Raw genomic sequence first — 21739 nt, 5'->3', positions numbered from 1 at the left:
ACGCCCTTCGCGATGCGTTCGTTCCACGGCGGCTGACCGATCCGTCCGCGGTTGTGCCAACCCACCGCGCCCTGAACAAGCCACACGTCACTGAACAAGGAGAAATGGCCGTGCAGCGCAGACCTTCCGAATCGCTCAGCGCAGACAACACCGCCGTGCTGCTGGTGGATCACCAGATCGGGCTGTTCACCGGCGTCCGGGACATCACGGTCGGCGAACTCACCCACAACGTCACCTGCTTGACCAAGGCCGCACTGCGGTTGAACCTGCCCGTGGTGGTCACCACCACCGCGGCCGACAGCATGTGGGGGCCGCTGATTCCGGAGTTGCGCGCGGCCCTGCCCGCCGAGCAAAAGGTGATCGACCGCAGCATGGTCAACGCGTGGCACGACGACCGCGTGCGGCAGGCCGTCGAGGCGACCGGACGGTCGGCGGTCGTCATCGCAGGCATCTCGCTCGAGGTCTGCGCCACGTTCCCCGCGATCGCGGCGAAGCGGGCAGGCTACGACGCCTACGTCGCCGTCGATGCTTGCGGCACCTTCTCCGCCACGAAACGGGAAACCGGCCTGCTCCGGATGCACCAGGCCGGAGTCGTCCCGAGCGACTACGCGAGCCTCATGGTTGAGGTTCTCGCCGACAACGCCGACCCCGTCGCGGGCGAGGTCTACGCCGACCTCGACATGGGTTTCGCGGCTCTTGTCGGCCAACTGGCCGCCGCCCACACCCGATAGCCACGATCTCGAAAAGGCAGGTACGAGCAGATGACACCGCGGTCAGCCACGACCGACGACGAGGCCGCCCTCGAACAACTCGAACAACGGCAGGCTCAAGCATGGGCCGACGGCGACGGCGCCGCGTGGGCGGCCACGTTCACCGACGACGCCGATTTCGTCGACTGGATGGGTGGCAGGCTTCACGGCAGACCCGCCATCGAGGAGAGCTTCCAGCAGGGATTCGACACTTTCATGGCCGCAACACGGATGTCGCCTGCCGCGGAACGCGTCGTCCGCTTCGTGACCCCCGACGTCGCGCTCGTCATCACCAGCGGCAACTGCGTGCTGCGGCCGGGGGAGACCCGGTGCCGCCCTGAGGAGCTGTCCCTGCAGACCAAGGTGGCGGTGAGGCGGGCGGGGAACTGGTTGTTCACGTCGTTCCACAACAGCCGGATGCGGCAGGCCGACCCGGCCTGACTCCGTGTCGAGACGTCCGATCCGCAAGCGGAAGCCGCACGGGTCACGCTGAGTCGGCCAGCGCGGCGGTCGCGATCCGCACGAGTTCGGCGACGACGTCGTCGAGCTCGACCTGCCGTTCGCCCGCGGCCCAGTGGCGCAGCAGTTCGTCGACGGCACCGGTCAGCGCCACGGCGGTGAGGTCGAAGTCACGGTCGCGAGTCCGGCCGCAGGCCGCCTCCCGCCGTGCCTCCGCGGCGAGAAACTCCGCCCAGCGGCTTCGCCACGCCAGTCTATGGCGTTCCACGGTGGCGCTGACCCCGACGACCTCCACCGCCGAAAGCCGGGCCCAGCGCGGGTCCGTCGCCGTCGCGGTGAGGTAGGCGCTGACGGCGAGCTCGATGCGCCGCGCCAGCGGTTCCTCGCCCGCCCGCGCCAGTGCGGTCGACACCGCGCTCATCGCCCGCTGCTGCGCGCCGTCGTGCAGTGCCAGCAGCAGCTCCTCGCGGCCGGTGAACTCCTCGTAGAAGTTGCGGGTGGACACGCCCGCCGCCGCGCACAGCTTCTCTATCGAAGTGGCGGCGTATCCCTGGGTGCCGAACAACGCCAGGCCCGCCCGCAGCAGCCGCCGCCTGCGCTCGGCGCGGCGATCGGCCGCCGAGCGTCCGGCGTAGACGCGGTCGGGCATGGCTCACACGACCGGCGTTCGCAGCGGGATCGCGACGAGACCGGGCGCGCCCGCGGGGGAGCCGCTGCCCACCCAGTGGGCCAGCCGCTCGGCGGCGAACAACTCGTCGATCACCATGAAGGCGGCCCCGACCAGACCGGCCCGGTCGCTCAGCGTGGACCGGGTGATGCGCAGCTCGCGGGTGGCCAGCGGCAGCGAGCGGCGGTACACCGACTCCCGTACGGCGGCGAGCAGCAGGTCACCGGCACCGGCGACGCCACCGCCGATGATCACCAGGGCGGGGTTGTAGAAGCTGACCAGCGTGGCCAGCAGGCTGCCGATGAGCCTGCCCGCCCGCATGAGCAGCTCCACGGCGGCGCGGTCACCGCGCTGCGCCGCGTGTGAGACGTCGGCCGCGGTGATGGTGCCCGTTCTGGTGAGTACGTCGGCGAGGATCTTGCTGCGGCCCTCCTGCGCCGCCTCGGTCCCGTCCCTGGCCAGCGCCGCCCCGCCCGCGTAGGCCTCGAGGCAGCCGGTGTTGCCGCATCGGCACACCACCTCGGCCTCGTCGGCGACGGCGGCGTGACCGATGTCGCCCGCGCAGCCCTGGCTTCCCCGGTGCAGCCTGCCGCCCGAAACCAGGCCCGCGCCGATGCCCGTGCCGATCTTGACGTAGAGAATGTCGCGCTGCCCGCGTGCCGAACCGGCGCGCAACTCGCCAAGCGCCATCGTGTTGACCTCGTTGTCCACCCACACCGGCGCGTCGAACCGCGCGGCCAGCCGGTCGCGCACGGGGTAGCCGTCCCACCCCGGCATGATCGGTGGTGCGCTGGGCCGCCCCGTGGCGAACTCCACCGGCCCGGGCAGCCCGATGCCGACGCCCCACACGCCGAGGCGCTCGTCCTGCTCGGCACGCACCCCGGCGAGCAATTCGTCGAACAACTCCTCCACCCGGGACAGCACCTGCTCGGGGCCCACACCGATGTCGGCGGGCTCCTCGTGCTCGGCGAGGACGTAGCCTGCCAGGTCGGTGACCCCGACGCCGATGCTCGTCGCGCCGAGCTCCGCGGCAAGCACCACCCCGGCCCGAGCGCGAAACCGCAGCTCACGGGGTGCCCGCCCGCCGCTGGACGGTCCGAGCGCCCCCTCCTCGAGCAGGCCCAGTTCGGTGAGCTGGTTGACGCGCTGCGTCACGACGGTACGGCCCAGGCCGGACAGCCTGCCGATCTCCGGCCTCGTCCTGGCGGTACCCGTGCGCACCAGATCGAGCACCGCGGCGAGGCTGCCGATGTGCTCAGGGGTCAACGCCGGGCTCGGAGGTGTCTGTGACGCGTGCACGCCAAACATCTTCCATCATGCGGTGTGCTTCGCGCGCGAGCGTCGCGATGTGATGGGATGACGGCGCCCGCGTGGGCGAGGGTTCGGGTGAGTGTCAGGAGGTGCGTGGTGGGAGCCGATCCGGAGCGGCTGTACGAAATGGATTCCGACGTGCCCGAACTCACGGGATCGGTACTGCTGTACCACCTCGACGGGTTCATCGACGCCGGCTCGGCGGGCAGCGTGCTCGCCGACCACCTGTGTGACGAACTGCCCGGCCGCGTGGTGGCCCGCTTCGACACCGACCGCCTGGTCGACTACCGCTCACGGCGGCCGCCCATGACCTACTCGGTCGATCGCTGGACCGAGTACCGGGCGCCCGAACTGACGGTGCGGCTGGCGCACGACCTCGACGGCAACCCGCTGCTGTTGTTGCGGGGGCCCGAACCCGATCACGAGTGGGAACGCTTCGCCGACGCCGTGGGTTCGCTCGTCGAGCGGTGGGGTGTGCGGCTCGGCGTCAACTACCACGGCATCCCGATGGGTGTGCCGCACACCCGGCCACTGGGTGTCACCGCGCACGGCACCCGCGACGAGCTGCTCACCGGTCACCGCTCCACGTTCGGCCAGGTGCGCATCCCCGGCAGCGCGGCCGCGCTGGTGGAGCTGCGGCTCGGGCAGCGGGGACACGACGTGCTGGGGTTCGCCGCGCACGTGCCGCACTACCTGGCGCAGACCCGCTACCCGGCGGCGGCGGTGACGCTGCTGGACGCCGTCACGAGCGCCACCGGGCTGCGGCTTCCCGGCGAGGCGCTGCGCGAGGCCGCGGCCCGCGTCGACGCCGAGGTCGCCCGCCAGGTGGCCGACTCCGCCGAGGCGGCGGACGTGGTGGCCGCGCTGGAGCGGCAGTACGACGCCTTCGCAGCCGCCAGCGCCGAAGGCGGCAACCTGCTCGCCGACGAGACGGACATGCCCACCGGGGAGGAGCTGGCCAGCCAGTTCGAGCGCTTCCTCGCCGAGCAGCAGCGCGGGGACGAGCAGGGGGATTCCTGAGCGGTCGGCGGTCTGCTCCGTGGTCCGGTGTGGACGCCGGGCACTGTGGCGTCGCCTCAGCCGCCGGCGGCCACCCGTTGGGTGAGGATGTCCAGCCCGGGGCCCTTGAGGTCGGCGAGCGCGGCCGGACGTCCGGAAATCGCGAGCAGGATCGCTTCCGCGGGACCGGTCACCTCGGGGCCGGTCCCGTGCGACCATTCGATGTCGCCCGCGACGAGCCGCAGGTCGCGAACATTGCGGCGAGCAGGCAGCCTCGGTGACCGCAACGCCATGCGCAGCGCCGCCACCAGCCGGTCCGAGGGTATCTGCCTCGGTGCGTCCAGCGGGCGGCGGATGTCTTGGTGGTGGATCAGCCCGTCGGTCAGCGCGATGGCGCCCCCGAATCCCGCGGTGAGCCCGTGCGGCCTGGCGTACCGCCGGATCAGCGCCACCAGTTCCTCGGGAGTGCGGGTGGCGTATTCGCGCACACCCACGGCGTTGACGTCGCCCGGCCCGAGCCAGCCCTTCACGAACCGGGCGAGCAGCCCGGGTCCGCCGAGCTCGTCGTAGCTGATCAGGTGGGCCACGACCTGGTGGACAGTCCACTCGGGGCACAGCGAGCGAACCTGCCACTGGTCCGGCTTCAGGCTCTCCAGGAAGTCGGCGAGGTCGCGGCGTTCGGCCTCGGCCAACCGCATGACATCCATGGTGATCACGCTCCGGAGACCAGCTCGGCGAAGCGGTTGAGGTACAGCGGCCAACCGCCGTCGGCCGCGACCCCGGCGTACACGCCGTGCCACCCGTCACCGTGGCGGTCCAGGTGCCGGTGCACCAGCTCCACCCGGGTTCTTTCCGGCCCGACCGGCAGGAAGCGCACTTCGACCTCGCTGCACCGGTCCGGGTCTGTCTCTATCCGCCATTGGGGTGTGATGTCCCAGCTGATGACGAACCGGTGCGGTGGCTCGAAGGCCAGCACGCGCGACCAGCGGCATATCGACCCGTCCTCACCACGGTCGTAGACCGCGCCGCCCACGCGGGTCTCGAAGACGGTTTCGGCGATCGGCACCGGCAGCATGTTGTGTTCTCGCGGTTTGATCTGGTCGAACCGTTCGGTGAAGACGGCGAAGGCTCGGTCGGCGGGAACCGCTACCTCGATCTCGCGCCGTACGGATGTCTCGGTGGATGTGGTCGCCATGGGACTACTCCGTTTCCTGTTCCACGATCTGCTTGAAGTTCTCCAGTGTTTTGTTCCAGAACCTGTCCAGGTCCTCGCGCAGGATCGCGAGGCCTTCAGGGTCGACCTGGTAGATGCGCCGCGTGCCCTCGGACCGGACTCGCACGAGGTGGGCCTGCTTGAGTACCCGCAGATGCTGGGAGACCGCGGGCCTGCTGATCGGCAGATCCCGCGCGATCTCGGTCACCGACCGGGGCCGCTCGGCGAGGAGCGCGAAGATGTGCTGCCGACTCGGGTCGCCGAGCGCGGTCCACGCGGCAAAAGCGTAAGTGCCCACAAACGTAAGTCTGCGCTTACCGACGGGTCGAGTCAAGGGTGTCAGGGCGAGCGGTGCCGTCGGCTTGTTACACCGTCGCCAGTTCGTGAGGCTCGGATCGGCGGCTACGGCAGCTTCGGCACGACTTTCACGCCAACGCTCGAGCTGTCGCCGCAGGTCTTCGTTTACGACCTGCTAAGCCAGGCCAAGCGCGGGTACCACCTGATTGCGCACCGCGCGAAGGTCCCGCATGATGCCGACGTCCTCCGCGCGGTACTCCCAGCGAGTCGATACGGCCTCCTCGGGTGACATCCGGACCTCGTTCAAGCAGGCGCGGGCAACGTCATCAGGACGCAGGGTCTCGCTGAAGTCGGTCGGCGCGCCGAATCTGGGCAGCGCGAGCGTCAGGTTGGCCTTCCGCCCGGCGATGTGCCGTGCGGGTAAATCGCCGTCCTCGAAGGCGGAATCGAGCGCGACCACAGCCAACCGCGTCCACTGCTGCCGCTCGGCTCGCGAGGCCGGTTCCGCCGTGGCACGGGAGGTGGTGAACTGAACGACGCCAAGCCACCAGTTGGCACGGTCGCCCACCGCATCGGCACGCAAGCGGAGCCCGGGAACCTTCTAATTGGTCTGCATGTTTGTCAGGTGTTCGCCGATGTAGCCGATGTAGACACACGGTTGTGTCGGGTGTGCGTCGTGAAGGTACATGCGAGGGCTGCGCATGCCGATCTTCGCGAGTTTGAAATGCGCGGTCATGGAAACGTGCTCGGACGGATCGACGGTCTCGGGTACCGGGAACACCCGGTCGCCGCCGTAGGCGTTCATCGTCACTCTGGTTTCCGAACGTCCCCATTTTCCTTTCGAGACTGTTCGGTAACCGGAAGGCGGGTTCTTGATGTACTGGTCGAGTCCTCCGTTCCAATTTCCTGACTTCCGAGCCTCCACGTAATCGCCAAGACACAATACGGCCTCCCACGCGGTACGCACGGCGGCATTCTCGGTGTCGATCTGGTTGAGTTTGGCGACCTCGGCCGGGTCGCCGGTGAAGACCACCCCATCGATCTGGTCGAGCCGTTCCAGCAGATCTTCGAAGCTTTCCGGGTAGGCCGTGTAGAACTCTTCCGGTACGTCTGTGACACAAGCTGCCTCGTAATCTCCGCGGTCCTTGAGTCGCTTCTTGAGCCACCGAATGCGCGCGTCCCGATCGTCCAACTCGAGGTGGACGAGCTGCGTTTCGTCTTGTGAGTCCTTGAGTGCCTTGTACAGCTTCGCCTTTTCGTCCTCCAGCTCGAACACGTTGAGCTGGAGGTCATCGACACGTCGCTCCAGCGCCTGCAGTGCCTGGTGATTCGCGTGGCGATGGGCGATGCGCAGGATCGCTTCGCTGATTTCGCGTTCGGTGACGGTGGTGATACCGAGGATCCGCTTGACGAGCGCGAGTTGCTCCTGCTGCTCGGTGAGCTCGGCTCCGCGCGGCGGCTCCGCCGGTTTGCGGTCGGGTTCGACGACGGTGCGCGCCTGTATGGGCGCATCAACGGTGGTGTCCGCCGACGCGCCAACCGGCGTCTCCACCGCGACGGGTTCCACGGCTTCGACCAAGCGGCGGTTCTCGGCCCGGTCGAACCGGCGTTGCACCCGCAGCACGGCGGGGACAGCAGGCCGGGTAGCGGCCTGCTCCCGCACGATGTCGCCGAGCAGGCGGCGGATCGTATGGTCGGGGCGATGGGCAAGCCGCTGGGTGCCCAGAATACGATGCCGCCGAAAATCTCGGTCGTCCCCGAACACGACGCCCGGTCCGTAGGTCCGGATGGTCCAAGGGGGAGCCGCGTAGCGGTCTCCGGCACGCCGAGCGAATGCCTGGCTCGCCGCGGGGTCGAGGACGACCACCTGCGCGAGACCATGGACCTCACTCGCCCATTCCCCCACCTTCCGAACGTAGGGATCGAACGGCAAGCCCGCGACCGAGTCGGTTCCCGCCACGAACACCAGGCCATGCCGACGCTGGTCGGCGAGCAGCGACATCAGCCGATCGACGTCGCCTTCGCGGTATACAGCCGGCTTGCCGGTGAACTCGATGCCGCCGTCTCCCAGCGGCAGCGCCTCCATCAAGAACTTCGCCAGCCCAGGGACGTTGACGAATCGCCCCTGGTCGTTGCGGACGGTGAGATTGATCCAGGCGTGGTCACCGGGCTCATCGTGGGCAATGAGGTCGGTCGTCCACTTGCCGTTCGTTCCCTGGTTCTCGACCAGACGGATTCGGAGATCGTCACGACCGTCGCCGGTGAGGCGTCGGACCGAGAGCGCTGAATTCGCCTGTGTGTAGTCCGCGGAGACGTTCAGTGGTACGTCGTAGTTCTTTCGGCGGCGTAGCCACGCGGAGGTCTGTGCTTCGGCTTCAGGTAACCAACGGTCACCCGAACTGCAATGCATGAACGCCGCGTAGTCACCGTTTCGTACCGACTCCGCGTGCGCTGCTGCCGCCGTCATGTCGTCACTCCTCGAAACCGCGTACGCCTACATGGAGACGAACGAGCTGATCGTTGTGTCAGGTGCTTGTTCGACCGAGGGCACTGCCACGTGAACGAGCCGAGCCAGACGTGACGAACTCGTGATGACCACCAAGCCTGGTCGGTGTCGGCACTCGGCTACTTGGCTCACCAGCCCCGGATCTTTCGACCGAATTCGGTTTCTGGGTACAGAATCGCGTCGGCTACGCGTCCGCCTGCGTCCTTGGCGCCGCCTCGGAAGTTGAGAACTCCGGACTGGTTGGCGCTGGCGGCGACGCCATCCCAGTAGCGTGCGTCGCGTTCCCAGCGGACCGAGGCCAGCAGCCCGAACAGGTCGTCCTCGCTGAGTGGCCGTCGACTGGCCGACCAGCCGGTGGCTTCGTGGACGGCGATGCCGAGTCCTGCGAGCCCGGCGGGCGAGGTGACGGTCGAGCGTGCCGCGAACTCGGGGTAAAGGCGCACGAGCAGCCGCGAAAGCAGCGGAACGAGCCGTGCGGTGGCGTGCTCGGCCGAGACACCGTCGGGCAGGTCGTCGCCCGAGCCGCGCTGGAGCCCGGCGCGGCCGTGCAGGGCGGTGACCACGAGGCTGCGCAGCGCGGAGAGTGTGACGAACTCGGGGCCGGACTTCTTGAGCTGGCGCCCTTTGGTGTCGACGAACGTCGAGAAGGACACCGTGCGGCCCTCGAATTCGACTTCGAGGGTGTCGATGATGCTTCGCGTGAGCCGGGTGCAGAAGTCGCGCTGGTCCATGGACATGGCGAGGTTCTTGGCGACCTCGACGCCCTTGACGTTGCGGTCGTAGAAGATCTGGCGTGCGTCGTCCACGCCGAGTCCCCAGTACAGCTCGAACGGGATCCGCACCACCGCGAGCCGCGCAGGCGACAGCCCAAACCGTTCGGGGTCGTCGGAGAGTTCGTGCCACGCGCTGACCTGGGTCTCTCCGTCGACGGCGATGACGGGGGAGCCGGGTGTGATCGACATGGTGAACACGTTGGCGCCCGCGGCGAGTTCGTCGCTGAGCGAACCGGGTTCGCCCGCCAGCCACAGCGTGACCGGCGGCGTCGACCAGCCCGCGCCGTGTCGGCCCTTGAGCCCGTCGGCGATGTAGTGGGCGTACGGGGTGATGTTCTTGCCCTTGGTGGTTGAGGCGATCATCCGCTGCACCTCGCCGCGGAGCTCGGCGTTGCGCCGCTGCACGCCCGACAGGTACTGCAATGCCCGCTTGTTCTCCTGATTACGAGGTGAGGGGACCAGTTGGATCAGGGTCGGCAACGCCATCGTCCCGATCACCGCGTCGGTGCGAAACGGCATGACGTTGAGACGGATGCCCTCCACTTGCGGCGCGGGCAGTGGCAAAGACACGGATCCTCCTGGGGTGTGGAGTCAAACGGGGTGAGGCCAAGCGGCGGGCACGAGGAGCGAGCCTCCGTATGCGGCCTCATTATGAAAGCAGGAGGATCCATAGCTGTCAACTGAAAACGCTGTCAAACGGAGTTTTTCGTTCCAACTTGGTTTGTCGCCGTGTACGGGGTAGGCTTCGGTATACTCCGACGATCGTTGACGACAGGACGCCGTGATGCCCGACCCGACCACGCAGGTGACCGCTGCCGAGATCTCTCGGCTGGCGGGGGTCACGCGCGCCACCGTGAGCAACTGGCGACGCCGTCACCCGGACTTCCCGAGTCCGGCGGGTGGTACGGACACGAGCCCGACCTACGACCTCGAATCCGTTCGCGAGTGGCTGTCGGAGCGCGGGCAGCTACCGGAGGCGACACCGGAGGCCGAACTGCGCATCGCGCTGCGCGTGGCTCTCGACGGGCGGGCACTGGCCCGGCAACTGCTGCCGCTCGTGCCGCCGCTGGCGGGTCTGGCTCCGGAGCGGTTGGCGAAGCTCGCCGAGCTGTCCGAGGAGTCGCTCGGCGAGGAGTTGGTCGGGGCATTGGGCGACGACGGTGAACTGCTCGCGGTGTCCGATTCGGCGGCCCGGGCGCTGCTGCGCTGTCTGGACGCGCGTGGTGCGGAGACGACGTTGCGGATCCTCGCTGAGCACCTGGTGGACGCCACGGCGACCGGGGTGCACACGACCCCGCGCGGGCTGGCCGATCTTCTTGTCGCGTTGCCGCATCGTGTCGAACGAACCTTGGACCCGGCCTGCGGGGGCGGCGGGCTGCTGGCGGCGGCGGTCGCGGCGGGAGCCTCGTACGTACTCGGCCAGGAGATCGTCGAGGACCAGGCGGCGTTGGCGCGGGTCCGTGCTGAGATCTCCGCCCCCGACGGTGAGGTGCGCGCCGGCGACAGTCTTCGGTCGGACGCCTTTCCCGACGAGCGGGTGGACGCGGTGGTGTGCAAACCGCCATTCGGCATCCGCGACTGGGGCCACGACGAACTCGCCTACGACTCGCGCTGGGTCTACGGCCTGCCGCCGCGCTCGGAGTCCGAGTTGGCGTGGGTGCAGCACTGCCTCGCACACCTGGACGCGGACGGCACGGCGGTGGTCGTGATGCCGCCGGGCGCGGCCGAACGATCCGGCGGGCGCCGGATCCGCTCCGAACTCGTCCGCACGGGCGCGTTGCGGGCGGTGATCGCGCTGCCGCAGGGCGCGGCACCGCCGCCGCATCTCAGCTTGCAGCTGTGGGTGCTGGCTCCGCCGCCGAAAGCCGATCCGCCGCCGATCCTGTTCGTCGACGCCTCGACCGAACCGCACCGCGGTCGCGAGATCGACTGGAAGGCCGTGTCGGAACGGGTCCTGACGACGTGGCGCGAGTTCCGTGAGGACCCCGAAGGCGTCGAGCCGGAGCCCGGTCTGGCTCGCACCCGGTCGGTGGTGGACCTCCTCGACGACACCGTCGACCTCACCCCGCAACGCCACGTGCGGGTCGCGACCGTCCTCGACCCTGGTCGCCATGACGCGCTCGCCCAGGAACTGCGGGACCGGTTGCGACGCACCGGAAACGCTCTGGTCGGTCTCAGCGATGAACTACTGTGGCGGACGGCGGGACCGGAACCGGTGGCGTGGCGAACGGCCACGGTCGCGGACTTGCTGCGTGGCGGCGCGCTCACCCTGTACCGCGCGAAGCCGACGCGGCAGCTGGCGCTGCCCGACGCAGGCGAACCACCGTTGGTGCTGACCCACCACGACGTGCGCACCGGCGAACCGCCGTCCGGTTCCCTGCACGACAAGCCGGTCGACAAGCTCATCCCGATCGAGACGGGTGACGTGCTGTTGCCGGAGACGCTGACCGGCCCGGTCACCGCCCGTGTCGCGGGCGAGCGCGACGCGGGCAGTGTCCTTGGCCCGCATCTGTTCCTGCTGCGCCCGGACCCGGAACGGCTGGACTCCAACTTCCTGGCCGGATTCCTCTCCGCTGAGCAGAACATCCACGGCGCGGCCGTGGGCACCTCGATCCAGCGACTCGACGTCAAACGGCTGCGGGTGCCGCTCATCCCGCTGGAACGCCAGGGCCGTTACGGGCATGCGTTCCGCCGCGTCGAAGCCATGCACACGGCGGCGAATCTTGCCGCGAAGGTCGCGCGTGAACTGGCCGATCAGTGGGCGCTCGGCCTGACCACCGGGGCACTTCTGCCACCGGAAGAGGGCTCGTGACTCCCGTCGGTGACGGTCGGTCACCAATCCGGCACCATTGTCCACCATCGATGAAGACCGAGGGGAACGTCGTTGAACACCAACAAGCACACCGAGCTGGCCAACCACGCCTGGTCCGTGGCCGACCTGCTGCGCGGTGACTACAAGCAGTCCGACTACGGCAAGGTGATCCTGCCGTTCACGGTGCTGCGGCGGCTCGAATGCGTGCTCGCGCCCACGCGCGACAAGGTGCTCGAAACGGTCGAGAAGTACCGCAACCGCGACATCGACGCCGATCGGTTTCTCCGCAAGGCCTCCGGCCACCGCTTCTACAACAGAACCCCGCTGACGCTGAAGTCGATCGCGGCCGACTCCTCGCACGTCGCGCGCAACCTCAACCAGTACATCGGCGGGTTCTCCCCGAACGCCTACGAGGTGCTGGAGCGCTACGACTTCGCCCAGCAGATCAACAAACTCGACGGCGCCAACCTGCTCTACAAGGTGACCAGCACGTTCGCCGACCTGGATCTGCGGCCAGAGGTCGTCGACAACCACCAGATGGGCTATATCTTCGAGGAACTGATCCGGCGGTTCGCCGAGCAGTCCAACGAGACCGCGGGCGAGCATTTCACCCCGCGCGAGGTCATCGAACTCATGGTGAACCTGCTCATCGCCCCCGACGACGACGCGCTGCGCAAACCAAGTGTCGTGCGCCGTGTGCTGGACCCGGCGTGCGGTACGGGCGGCATGCTCAGCGCCGCCTACGAGCACATCACGAGCCTCAACCCCGACGCGATCGTCGACGTGTACGGGCAGGAGCTCAACCCCGAGTCGTGGGCGATCTGCCGGTCCGACCTCATGATCAAGGACCAGGACCCCGACAACATCAAGTTCGGCAACTCCTTCAGCGACGACGGCCACCGGGGCGCCACCTTCGACTACCTGCTCGCCAACCCGCCGTTCGGCGTCGAATGGAAGAAGGTCAAGGAGGACGTCGAGGACGACCTGGAACGGCTCGGCGAGAACAGCCGCTTCTGGCCCGCGCTGCCCAGGATCAACGACGGATCGCTGCTGTTCCTGCAGCACATGCTGTCGAAGATGAAACCGGCAGAGCAGGGCGGCGGCCGTGTGGCGATCGTCTTCAACGGCTCGCCGCTGTTCACCGGAGCCGCGGGATCCGGCGAGTCGCAGATCCGCCAGCACATCCTGGAGAACGACTGGCTCGAAGGCATCGTCGCGCTGCCGGACCAGCTGTTCTACAACACCGGCATCTCCACCTACTTCTGGATCCTCACCAACCGCAAGAGCCCCGACTACCGGGGCAAGGTCGTGCTGCTCGACGCCCGCGACCAGTGGCAGAAGATGCGCAAATCCCTCGGCGACAAGCGCAAGTACATCGACGCCGACCAGATCGCCGAGATCACCCGCCTCTACGCCGACGCGCTCTACGCCGCCAAGGACGAGAGCCACCCACAGCACGCCAAGGTCAAGGTCTTCGACAACGACGACTTCGGCTACCGCCGCATCACCGTCGAACGCCCGCTGAAGCTACGGTTCGAGATCAGCGAGGACACCCTCGCCGCGCTGCGTGAGGCCAAGCCGATCCAGAAACTCGATGCGCCCGAAGAATTCGTCGAGGCGTTGCGCCCACTGCTGGGCAGGACGTGGTGGAAGAAGGCGGAAGCCGTCAAGGAGATCCGTGAGACCGTCATCGACGCGGGGCTCACCTGGCCTACCGGCGCCCCGTTCGCCAAGGCACTGCGCGACGCCGTCGGCGTCCGCGACCCGGAAGGCGAAGAGCAGATCAGCAAGGGCAAGACCGAACCCGACCCGAAACTGCGCGACTACGAGAACGTGCCGCTGCACGAGGACGTCGAGGAGTACCTCAAGCGCGAGGTCCTCCCACACGTCCCCGACGCCTGGATCGACCACACCAAAACCAAGATCGGCTACGAAATTCCGTTCACCCGGCACTTCTACGTGTACGAGCCACCGCGACCCCTTGCCGAGATCGACGCCGAACTGAAGGCACTCGAAGCCGAGATCCAGGAACTGCTGGGCGAGGTGACGGAATGAGCGTTGAGTACGTCCCACTTCGCTACGTCACGTCGGTGCTCGCTCGTGGGACGGCTCCGAACTACGTGGAGGACGGACCGGTTCGGATGGTTAGCCAAGCGGCGAACCAGGACTCAGGACTGGAGTGGGAACGGACTCGGTTCCACGACTTCGCGGGCGACCCACGCAAGCTCAAGGGATACCTGGAATTTGGTGACTCGCTGGTCAACTCGACCGGAACCGGCACTCTCGGTCGCGTTGGTTGGTTCGAGAAGTCTCCAGACCACCGGCCCTGCGTCGCCGACGGACACGTGACCGTGACCCGCTTTGACTCGACTCGCGTGGACAAACGATTCGGCTTCTACTACTTGAAATCGGACGAGTTTCAGGAATTCATGTTCGAGACGTTGGTGAACGGCTCGACGAACCAGATCGAGCTGAGCCGCGAACGCATGAGTGCCGTCTCGATGCCGGTACCTCCGCTGGAGGAGCAGCGCCGCATCGCCGACTTCCTCGACGCCGAGACCACCCGCATCGACAAGCTGATGCACCTTCGGAAGCGGCATCTCGATTTGCTAGAGGAGCGGAGAGTAGCTTATCTGAGAAATTGCGCAACCGGCCAGCTCGACGCAGCATCCAAGGGTGACGATCAAGAACTTGATTGGCTAGGAAGAATTCCAAGTTCATGGAAAATTGTAAACCTTGGCAGGGTTTCTCGTGTGATAATGGGGACGACCTTCCCGCATCGCTACCAAGGGAAAGCGGGTGGTGACTACCCGTTTGTGAAGGTTGCGGATTTCGACCGCGCCGACAAGTTTGGATTTGTCGCTGACGCGGATAACTGGATATCTGCCGACGTGGCCGAAGAGCTTGGGGCTAGAATTGTTCCGTCTGGTTCGGTTCTATATGCGCGAGTCGGCGCAGCGCTCCTATTGAACCGACGCTTGATCGCGTCAAGGGATTGTGTTGTCGACGACAATGTTCGTGCGCTTTCCTTCAAGGAAGGCGATCCACGATATTGGCGAACAATTCTGTCGCTGCTCGATATGGGGCAAATTGTGAACCCGGGACCTGTTCCTTCTGTTGGTGAAACTCAGGTTTCCATGCTTCGGGTTCCGAATCCCGATTCTAAACTGCAGCGGAGAATTGCAAATGAGCTAGATCGTTTCGTTTTAGCGCAGGACCGTATGAGACAGTCTATTTCTAGGCAGATCTCCCTGCTCGCCGAACGCCGCCAAGCCCTGATCACCGCCGCTGTCACCGGGGAGTTCGACGTGTCCGCCGCGAGTGGGCGGGGAATCGAGGAGTAGCCGATGAGCCCGATTCATCACGAGGTCGTGTTCGGGACCGCGATCGTCGACGCGATGCTCGAGCGCGGCTGGGAGCTTGGCGCTGCCTCCGACTACGACCCCGGGCTCGGGTTGGACACCGGCGAGCTGTTCACGTTCATCGGGGCCACCCAGCAGGCCGAGTGGGACGAGCTGCTCACCTACTACGGCGGTGACGCCAACGCGGCGCAGCGCGGGTTCGCGCAGCGGGTCGCCAAGGCCATCGACACCGACGGTGTGCTCGACGTGCTGCGCAAGGGTGTCAAGGACCGTGGCGTGCGCATCCGGCTCGCCTACTTCAAACCGTCGCTCGTCGCCTCCGACTCCGCGCTCGACGACTACCGGGCCAACCGGCTCACCGTCGTCCGCGAACTGGCATACGCCGCCAAGCAGGCCGACCGTGACAAGCGGCTGGATCTGGCGCTGTTCGTCAACGGCATCCCCGTTGCCACGGCCGAACTGAAGAACCCACTGACCGGGCAGGGCGTCGAACACGCGAAGGACCAGTACCGCAAGGAGCGCGACCCCAGCGAACTCATCTTCACCAAGCGGGTGGTGGCGAACTTCGCGGTCGACCCCGACCTGGTCTTCGTGGCGACGGAGTTGCGTGGCGAACGCACCCGGTTCCTGCCGTTCAACACCGGCTCGAACGGGCCGGGCCAGCCCGGCGGCGCGGGCAACCCGGCCGCGGTCCAGTTCGGCAAGTACACCACCTCCTACCTGTGGGAACAGGTGTGGGAACGGGACAACTGGCTGGACCTGCTCGAACGGTTCGTGCACGAGGAGCGCGACAAGGGCGTCAACGGGCGGCTGAAGAAGTCACTGGTCTTTCCCCGCTACCACCAGTGGGACGCCGTCAAGAAGATCACCGCCCACGCCGCCCGCCACGGCACCGGCCACGACTATCTCGTCATGGCCTCCGCCGGTTCCGGGAAGTCGAACACCATCGCGTGGCTGGCATACCGGCTGTCCTCGCTGCACACGCCCACGAACCCTGCCGAGCTGGATTCCGAGGCGCGGCAGAAGGGGCTCAAGCCGGGGACGCCGGTGTTCGACAAGGTCCTCATCATCACCGACCGCCGCAACCTCGACGCACAGCTGCGGGCCACCGTGGGCAATTTCGAGCAGACCGCGGGCACGGTCGTGGCGATCGACGAGAAGCAGGGCTCGAAGTCAGAGCAGCTGGCGAAACGCCTGTCCAGCGAGCAGGGCAAGATCATCACGGTCACGCTGCAGACCTTCCCGGCATTGCTGGACTACGTGCGACAGAATCCCACCGAGATCCGGGGCACCAAGTTCGCGATCATCATCGACGAGGCGCACTCCTCGCAGTCCGGCGACGCCGCCGGCGCCGTGCGCAAGGCGCTGCGAGGACTCGCGCTCGACGCCGACGACGACAGCGGCGAGGCGGGCGCGACCGAGGTGAAGCTCGACAAGGACGACATCGAGGCCAAGCTCAAGCAGCGCGTCGCCGAACGCGCGAAGAGCCCGAACCTGTCGTATTTCGCATTCACCGCCACCCCGAAGGCCAAGACCCTGGAGTTCTTCGGTGTCCAGGGCGAGCACGAGGGCAAGCCCGCTTTCGTGCCGTTTCACACCTACTCGATGCGGCAAGCCATCGAGGAAGGCTTCATTCTCGACCCGCTGCGCAACTACGTCACCTACGACACCTACTGGAAGCTGATCAGCAACAACCCCGACGATCGCGAGGTGGACCCGGCCAAGGCCAATTCGCAGCTTGCCCGCACCGCGGTGATGCACCCCGCCACCGTGGCGCAGCACGCGCAGGTGGTCGTCGACCACTTCCGGGCGCACACGCTGGGGCGGCTCGGCGGGCGCGCGAAGGCGATGGTGGTGACCGCCTCCCGGCACAGCGCGGTGCAGATGTCGCGGGCCATCAAGAAATACCTCGCCGAGTTGCGCGACCGGGGCAAACTTCGCGGCGACATCGGGGTGCTCGTCGCGTTCTCCGGATCGCTGACCTACGACGGCGAGGAGGTCACCGAATCCAAGGAGAACGGCGGCCTGCCCGAGGGTGCGCTGGCGAAGGCATTCGCCTACACCCGTGCCGACGACCTCACCACCCGGGGCGGCGGGGCCGGGCAGTCCGAGTACCGGATCCTTGTGGTGGCGGACAAGTACCAGACCGGGTTCGACCAGCCGCTGCTCACGACAATGTATGTCAACAAGAAGCTCGGCGGGATCTCGGCGGTGCAGACGCTGTCGCGGCTCAACCGGACCGCCGACCGCAAGACCCAGGCGGATCTGGCGGTGCTGGATTTCGTGAACGACGCCGACGCGATCCAGGAGTCGTTCCGGCCGTACTTCGAGGACGCGGCGACGCTGCCGTCGGACCCGAACCTGCTCTACAACGCGCAGAGCCGGGTGCTGTCCGCGCAAATCCTCGTGGACGCCGAGATGATCGAGTTCGCGCGAGCGTTCCTGGCTGCCGAGCAGGTCGCCGGCGGCAGCGAGGCGAAGTGGGCGAAGCTGCACGCCGAGCTCTACCGGCACATCGCGCCCGCCGTGGCACGGTACGAGGCCCTGCTGGCCGACGAGACCCTGTCGGAGCTCGCGGAGCAGTTCCGCTTCGACCTCGGCGACTTCGTCCGCAAATACGGGTTCCTGTCGCAGATCGTGCCCTACCAGGACGCTGAGCTGGAGCGGCTGTACCTGTTCGGGCGGCACCTGCTCAACCGGCTGCCGCGCGGCAGGGACGGTGGCGTCGACATCGGCGAGGTCGACCTCAGCCATCTGCGGGTGGAGAAGACCGGTGAACACGACCTCGGGCTCACGCCGGAGGGCACCACGGAGCTACCCGGTTTCGGCGACGGAACCGGCGCGGGCAAGGACCAGGACAAGTCGCTGCTGTCGGAGCTGATCGAGCGGTTCAACGACCGGCACGGCACCACGTTCACCGAGGAGGACGTGGCGCGCCCGTTCAACGAGACCGTCGAGGACGAGAAGGTCCGGCAGGCCGCGATCGTCAACAACGAGGAGAACTTCGGGGCGGTCTTCGACGACGTCTTCGAGGACAAGATGGCCGACCACATCGACACCATCGCCGGCCTCGGAGACCAGTACTTCAGCAGCCGCGACCGGACGTTCAAGGAGTCGCTGAACCGCAGCGCCCGCAGCGCGGCGTGGCGGCTGATCCGCAAGCAGGAGGGTATTGACGACGTCGCGTGAGGACGCCCTGGCGGGTTGTCGCCCGAACCGGTGGACTCGTGATCAGCCGCGGGGGATCATGAGTCGGCGGGCGTCGTCGGTGGAGCGTGACGGTCGGAGGTGACAGGACGCGTGGCGGACACGGTCGGCGGTCGCTACGAGCTGCTCGACGAGATCGACTCCGGTGGCATGGGCACGATCTGGCGAGCCTTCGACGTCGTGCTCGACCGCGAGGTAGCGGTCAAGCGAATCAGCCCGCAGGCCATCGGCAGTGGGGAAGCGGTAGCCGAACTCGCGAAACGCTTCCAGCGCGAAGCTCGCGTCACCGCGCGAATCCTGCACCACGGAGTCCCACAGGTCTACGACGCCGGCCTCGACAGCGGGGTCGCCGAACTGTATCTGGTGATGGAGCTCGTGCACGGTGTGCCGCTGCGCGCGTTCATCGAACGCCGCGAGCCGCTGCCGATCAGCTGGGCCGCGGCGTTCGGCGCGCAGATCGCGACGGTGCTGTCGCACGCGCACGCGATTCCCGTGGTTCACCGCGACCTCAAACCGGAGAACGTGCTGGTCACCGACGACGGTGGAGTGAAGGTGCTCGACTTCGGCATCGCCGCGGTGCTGCGGCCCGACACCGGCCGACTCACCGCCACCGGAACGCCCATGGGCACGAGCCTGTACATGTCTCCGGAGCAGATCAGGGGCAGGCAGGTCACCCCGCACAGCGATCTCTACGCGCTCGGCTGCGTCCTCTACGAACTGGTGTCGGGCTATCCGGTGTTCGGCGGTGACACCAACATCGACCGGTGGAATCGGCATCTCGAAGCCGTTCCGGTGCCGTTGCGGGAGGTGTGTGAGGACGTTCCCGCCGAGTTCGATCGGCTGGTGCTGGATCTGCTCGCGAAGGCGCCGACCGAGCGCCCCGCCGACGCCACGGAGGTCTACGAGCGGCTGTTGCCCTTGCTGCCCACACTGGGTTCGAGACCCGAAGCGAGCGGGCCGGGATCAAGCGGGATGCCGGACCCGACGCTGGTGTTCCGGCGCCCCAACGCGCCGGGCAGCAGAGCCGAATCCGGACCGGTCCTGCAGCGCCCCAGCGCGGCGGAATCGGCAGCGGCTGCTTCCCGGATGCCGCGCACCGCCCTGCGAGAGTCCATACAGGACGCGGTCAACCAGGCGGACGCGCTGCTGGAGGACGAGCGGTTCGTCCAAGCCGCCGAAGTCCTCGACGCCGTGATCCAGCAGGCGGGCAACGTCCTCGGCGCGGAGAACCCGCAGGTGCTGCAGCTTCGGCTGCGCCGGGCCGCGATCCTGGTCGTCGCGGGCGAATACCGCCTCGCGCGGCCCGAATTCGACGCGCTCGCGGAGGCGTTCGCCCGGACCAAAGGGCCGCGCAGCGACCACGCGGTGGAAAGCCTGCGGCAGGCCGCGTACTGCCGGGCCGAGCTGGGTCAGGTGGACGAGGCGCTGCTGCGGCTCAACGACGTCCTGGACCGGATCAGCAGTGAGCGCGGCGACGGCACCGACACCGCGCTCGAGGTGCGCCGCAACATCGGTGAACTGCAGGCGGCGCGCAACGACATCGACGAAGCCGAGTGGACGTTGCGTGCGTTGCACGACGACCTCCTGCTCATCAAAGGCAGCGACAACGAAGACACCCGCTACGTCGCCGAACTCCTTGAGCGGCTCCGGTCGGTGAACCCGGGATGAGTCCTGAGATGAAGGCGAATGGGGCGTCCTGGATTCGCCGGCCGCTGCTGTTGTGCTCTGCCGTGCTGTGGTAGAGACGAATGGGCGTTCACCTCGTGGTCGACGGAGAGGAGCCGCCGATGCCGATGCGGGTGGAAGGCCCGGCATGGTCTGAACCGGGGCTCGATCGCAACGGTGGACGCTATCCGTTGGGTGTCGAGGCGCCCGTGATGGCAATGGTCGACCGGCTTGTGCCAGGCGCGTCCACGCTGACTCGGTTCGTGCGGTACTACTCGCTGTACTGGGCGCTTGCCGAGTTCGCCGAGCGGCGAGGCTTGGACACACCGCAGTGCCGGACGATGGTGCGGCGTGCGGAGGTAGCGCTGGGGCTGGTGTCGGTGGTCCTCGGTGAGGACCCGCCCGCTCATGGTGCTGACCATGTACGTAAGCAACTCGGCAAGGGGAACGTTGAGTCGCTGGCCGAGTTGGGGCCGGGGGCGTACTCGCCGCGGCAATGGGGTTTCTGGTCTCAGTACAACGGACCGAGCGTCGTGTTGGGCACCGTGAAGCTGGATGCCGAGGCGCTCCGGCGCGGCAGGCACCCGCTCCCGGTCGACATCCGTCAGATGTACCGGCCACTGCTGGAACTGGTCGAGCACCGCCCAGTGGCTCTGGATGAGGTGTCCGGGTTCGCATCACTGGCTGTTCAGAGCGCGAATACCGCGGACATCGACGCGTTGCGTGGTTTGTTCACCGCGACCCGTGCCGGCAGCCACGTACCAGGGGAATGGCTGGGTAACGATCGCACGCGCCGGGCGACCATGAGGATCCTCGCGCGGTCGGTACAACTTCGGGCCGCGGACGGCTGGGTTGACGCGATGCGGTCCGCCGTTGCCTTCGGTGATGCGTTGTCTTCGGATCCGGTGCTGTCGAATGAGGAACGGGCGTTGGCGTGGCGTGGGTTGCTGCTGCGGCATTTCTCCGTCGGGGCGTGGCGCAAGTTGTGGGCCCAACTGGTCGATCACGTGCAAAGCGGTGCGGGATCGGCAACGAAAGACGACCTCTACGCGTGGATAGCTCAGGACCTGTCTGACGTGTCGGTCCAACAGTTCGTTCATGGCCTCCCCGCGCAGGTCGACGCCCACGGACAGCCGCTGGCCGCGGAGACCGAAGTGCGCGACGGCCGTTCGGAGGTTGAAGCTGACCTCGCCGTCCTGCTGATTGGTAGCCGTCGGTTGAAGAGCCTGTCCGGCCGCGCACGGGAGGCATTCCAGGGCCACAGCGGTGGCCGCGGCCAGTACTTGGACCCACGATGGATCGACTACCAGCATCGCGAGCACGAAGGACGCTCGCTCGCCGATTTCGCGCGGGCGCTCGTGGACGACATGCTGGCGCAGTCGACCCGGGTCGCGCAACGCAAACTCAAGGTGGATGCCAACGGGCGAATGAGGCTGTTCGCGAAACTGCATGAGCGCAACGGTCGCTATTTCGCGACGCAGCGGGAGGGGGCGGGAAACGTCGGACTGCGCATCGAGCAACTTGGCACGATGGCGACACAACTGGGACTCTTCGACGTGAGCGGAGCACGGCCAGTGGTCACCGATGCGGCGACGCAGCTGTTGGATCTGCCGGCATGACGGAGGCGATGCTTGAGTTTCATTCGCCGCTGACGCTGTTGCGGGAGTGGCGAGGGACGGACGCACCGTTGCGGGAGCTGTTGGTAACGGGGTTCACCGT

Annotated in this window: 17 protein-coding genes; 9 read left to right on the top strand and 8 right to left on the bottom strand. The window is 67.4% G+C overall.

The window, feature by feature from the left end; all coding sequences use genetic code 11:
* The first annotated feature begins 110 nt into the window (after positions 1–110).
* Positions 111–731 (top strand): isochorismatase family protein, encoded by a 621-nt coding sequence (locus tag SACMADRAFT_RS16870; protein ID WP_009155045.1) that lies wholly within the window; start codon positions 111–113, stop codon positions 729–731.
* Between the two features lie 30 nt (positions 732–761).
* The gene (locus SACMADRAFT_RS16865) at positions 762–1190 is read left to right on the top strand and encodes an SgcJ/EcaC family oxidoreductase (RefSeq protein WP_009155044.1); all 429 of its coding nucleotides are present in this window, start codon (positions 762–764) and stop codon (positions 1188–1190) included.
* 43 nt (positions 1191–1233) lie between these two features.
* On the opposite strand, the gene SACMADRAFT_RS16860 is transcribed toward SACMADRAFT_RS16865, so the two are convergent.
* Positions 1234–1857 carry a TetR/AcrR family transcriptional regulator gene (locus tag SACMADRAFT_RS16860; protein ID WP_009155043.1) on the bottom strand — a complete coding sequence of 208 codons (624 nt, stop codon included), beginning with the start codon at positions 1855–1857 and terminating at the stop codon, positions 1234–1236.
* 3 nt (positions 1858–1860) lie between these two features.
* Complete coding sequence (locus SACMADRAFT_RS16855) at positions 1861–3174, bottom strand: ROK family protein (protein WP_408640341.1); 1314 nt, start codon at positions 3172–3174, stop codon at positions 1861–1863.
* 108 nt (positions 3175–3282) lie between these two features.
* On the opposite strand from SACMADRAFT_RS16855, the gene SACMADRAFT_RS16850 reads away from it, so the two are divergent.
* On the top strand, positions 3283–4206 hold the full coding sequence (locus tag SACMADRAFT_RS16850; protein WP_009155041.1) for a proteasome assembly chaperone family protein: 924 nt from the start codon (positions 3283–3285) through the stop codon (positions 4204–4206).
* Between the two features lie 56 nt (positions 4207–4262).
* Here SACMADRAFT_RS16850 and SACMADRAFT_RS16845 read toward each other — a convergent pair whose 3' ends face one another.
* The 6 genes from SACMADRAFT_RS16845 to SACMADRAFT_RS16820 all read right to left on the bottom strand — a co-directional run bounded on the left by SACMADRAFT_RS16845 (position 4263) and on the right by SACMADRAFT_RS16820 (position 9544).
* The gene (locus tag SACMADRAFT_RS16845; protein WP_232285420.1) at positions 4263–4883 is read right to left on the bottom strand and encodes a maleylpyruvate isomerase family mycothiol-dependent enzyme; all 621 of its coding nucleotides are present in this window, start codon (positions 4881–4883) and stop codon (positions 4263–4265) included.
* A gap of 14 nt (positions 4884–4897) precedes the next feature.
* Positions 4898–5380 (bottom strand): SRPBCC family protein, encoded by a 483-nt coding sequence (locus SACMADRAFT_RS16840; protein ID WP_009155039.1) that lies wholly within the window; start codon positions 5378–5380, stop codon positions 4898–4900.
* A gap of 4 nt (positions 5381–5384) precedes the next feature.
* Positions 5385–5696, bottom strand: a complete 312-nt coding sequence (locus tag SACMADRAFT_RS16835; protein WP_009155038.1) for an ArsR/SmtB family transcription factor — start codon at positions 5694–5696, stop codon at positions 5385–5387.
* Positions 5697–5870: 174 nt separating this feature from the next.
* Positions 5871–6278 carry a hypothetical protein gene (locus SACMADRAFT_RS16830; protein ID WP_157617264.1) on the bottom strand — a complete coding sequence of 136 codons (408 nt, stop codon included), beginning with the start codon at positions 6276–6278 and terminating at the stop codon, positions 5871–5873.
* Between the two features lie 18 nt (positions 6279–6296).
* Positions 6297–8162 carry a hypothetical protein gene (locus SACMADRAFT_RS16825; RefSeq protein WP_009155036.1) on the bottom strand — a complete coding sequence of 622 codons (1866 nt, stop codon included), beginning with the start codon at positions 8160–8162 and terminating at the stop codon, positions 6297–6299.
* 167 nt (positions 8163–8329) lie between these two features.
* The gene (locus SACMADRAFT_RS16820; RefSeq protein WP_009155035.1) at positions 8330–9544 is read right to left on the bottom strand and encodes a DNA sulfur modification protein DndB; all 1215 of its coding nucleotides are present in this window, start codon (positions 9542–9544) and stop codon (positions 8330–8332) included.
* Positions 9545–9758: 214 nt separating this feature from the next.
* On the opposite strand from SACMADRAFT_RS16820, the gene SACMADRAFT_RS16815 reads away from it, so the two are divergent.
* From SACMADRAFT_RS16815 to SACMADRAFT_RS16790, 6 genes are all read left to right on the top strand, one after another.
* A complete protein-coding gene (locus SACMADRAFT_RS16815) occupies positions 9759–11786 on the top strand; it encodes an N-6 DNA methylase (RefSeq protein ID WP_009155034.1) in 2028 nt (675 codons plus the stop codon).
* 72 nt (positions 11787–11858) lie between these two features.
* Positions 11859–13841, top strand: a complete 1983-nt coding sequence (locus tag SACMADRAFT_RS16810; RefSeq protein WP_009155033.1) for a type I restriction-modification system subunit M — start codon at positions 11859–11861, stop codon at positions 13839–13841.
* Positions 13838–15130: a restriction endonuclease subunit S gene (locus tag SACMADRAFT_RS16805; RefSeq protein ID WP_009155032.1), complete on the top strand. Its 1293-nt coding sequence runs from the start codon at positions 13838–13840 to the stop codon at positions 15128–15130. Before SACMADRAFT_RS16810 ends, SACMADRAFT_RS16805 begins: the two co-directional genes overlap by 4 nt.
* A gap of 3 nt (positions 15131–15133) precedes the next feature.
* Positions 15134–18337 carry a type I restriction endonuclease subunit R gene (locus SACMADRAFT_RS16800; protein ID WP_009155031.1) on the top strand — a complete coding sequence of 1068 codons (3204 nt, stop codon included), beginning with the start codon at positions 15134–15136 and terminating at the stop codon, positions 18335–18337.
* 111 nt (positions 18338–18448) lie between these two features.
* Entirely contained in the window at positions 18449–20023 is a 1575-nt protein-coding gene (locus tag SACMADRAFT_RS16795; protein WP_009155030.1) for a serine/threonine protein kinase, read from the top strand.
* A 119-nt stretch (positions 20024–20142) separates the two neighbouring features.
* Positions 20143–21639 (top strand): hypothetical protein, encoded by a 1497-nt coding sequence (locus tag SACMADRAFT_RS16790; protein WP_009155029.1) that lies wholly within the window; start codon positions 20143–20145, stop codon positions 21637–21639.
* Positions 21640–21739: the final 100 nt, after the last annotated feature.

It is taken from the genome of Saccharomonospora marina XMU15 (assembly GCF_000244955.1).
Lineage (GTDB): Bacteria > Actinomycetota > Actinomycetes > Mycobacteriales > Pseudonocardiaceae > Saccharomonospora_A > Saccharomonospora_A marina.
This window is presented reverse-complemented; position numbering and strand designations above follow the sequence as displayed.

Coding starts and splice junctions, on each gene's coding strand:
- SACMADRAFT_RS16805 (WP_009155032.1), top strand. CDS start 13,838: ATGAGCGTTGAGTACGTCCCACTTCGCTACGTCACGTCGGTGCTCGCT.
- SACMADRAFT_RS16840 (WP_009155039.1), bottom strand. CDS start 5,380: ATGGCGACCACATCCACCGAGACATCCGTACGGCGCGAGATCGAGGTA.
- SACMADRAFT_RS16825 (WP_009155036.1), bottom strand. CDS start 8,162: ATGACGGCGGCAGCAGCGCACGCGGAGTCGGTACGAAACGGTGACTAC.
- SACMADRAFT_RS16845 (WP_232285420.1), bottom strand. CDS start 4,883: ATGCGGTTGGCCGAGGCCGAACGCCGCGACCTCGCCGACTTCCTGGAG.
- SACMADRAFT_RS16790 (WP_009155029.1), top strand. CDS start 20,143: ATGCCGATGCGGGTGGAAGGCCCGGCATGGTCTGAACCGGGGCTCGAT.
- SACMADRAFT_RS16860 (WP_009155043.1), bottom strand. CDS start 1,857: ATGCCCGACCGCGTCTACGCCGGACGCTCGGCGGCCGATCGCCGCGCC.
- SACMADRAFT_RS16815 (WP_009155034.1), top strand. CDS start 9,759: ATGCCCGACCCGACCACGCAGGTGACCGCTGCCGAGATCTCTCGGCTG.
- SACMADRAFT_RS16865 (WP_009155044.1), top strand. CDS start 762: ATGACACCGCGGTCAGCCACGACCGACGACGAGGCCGCCCTCGAACAA.
- SACMADRAFT_RS16800 (WP_009155031.1), top strand. CDS start 15,134: ATGAGCCCGATTCATCACGAGGTCGTGTTCGGGACCGCGATCGTCGAC.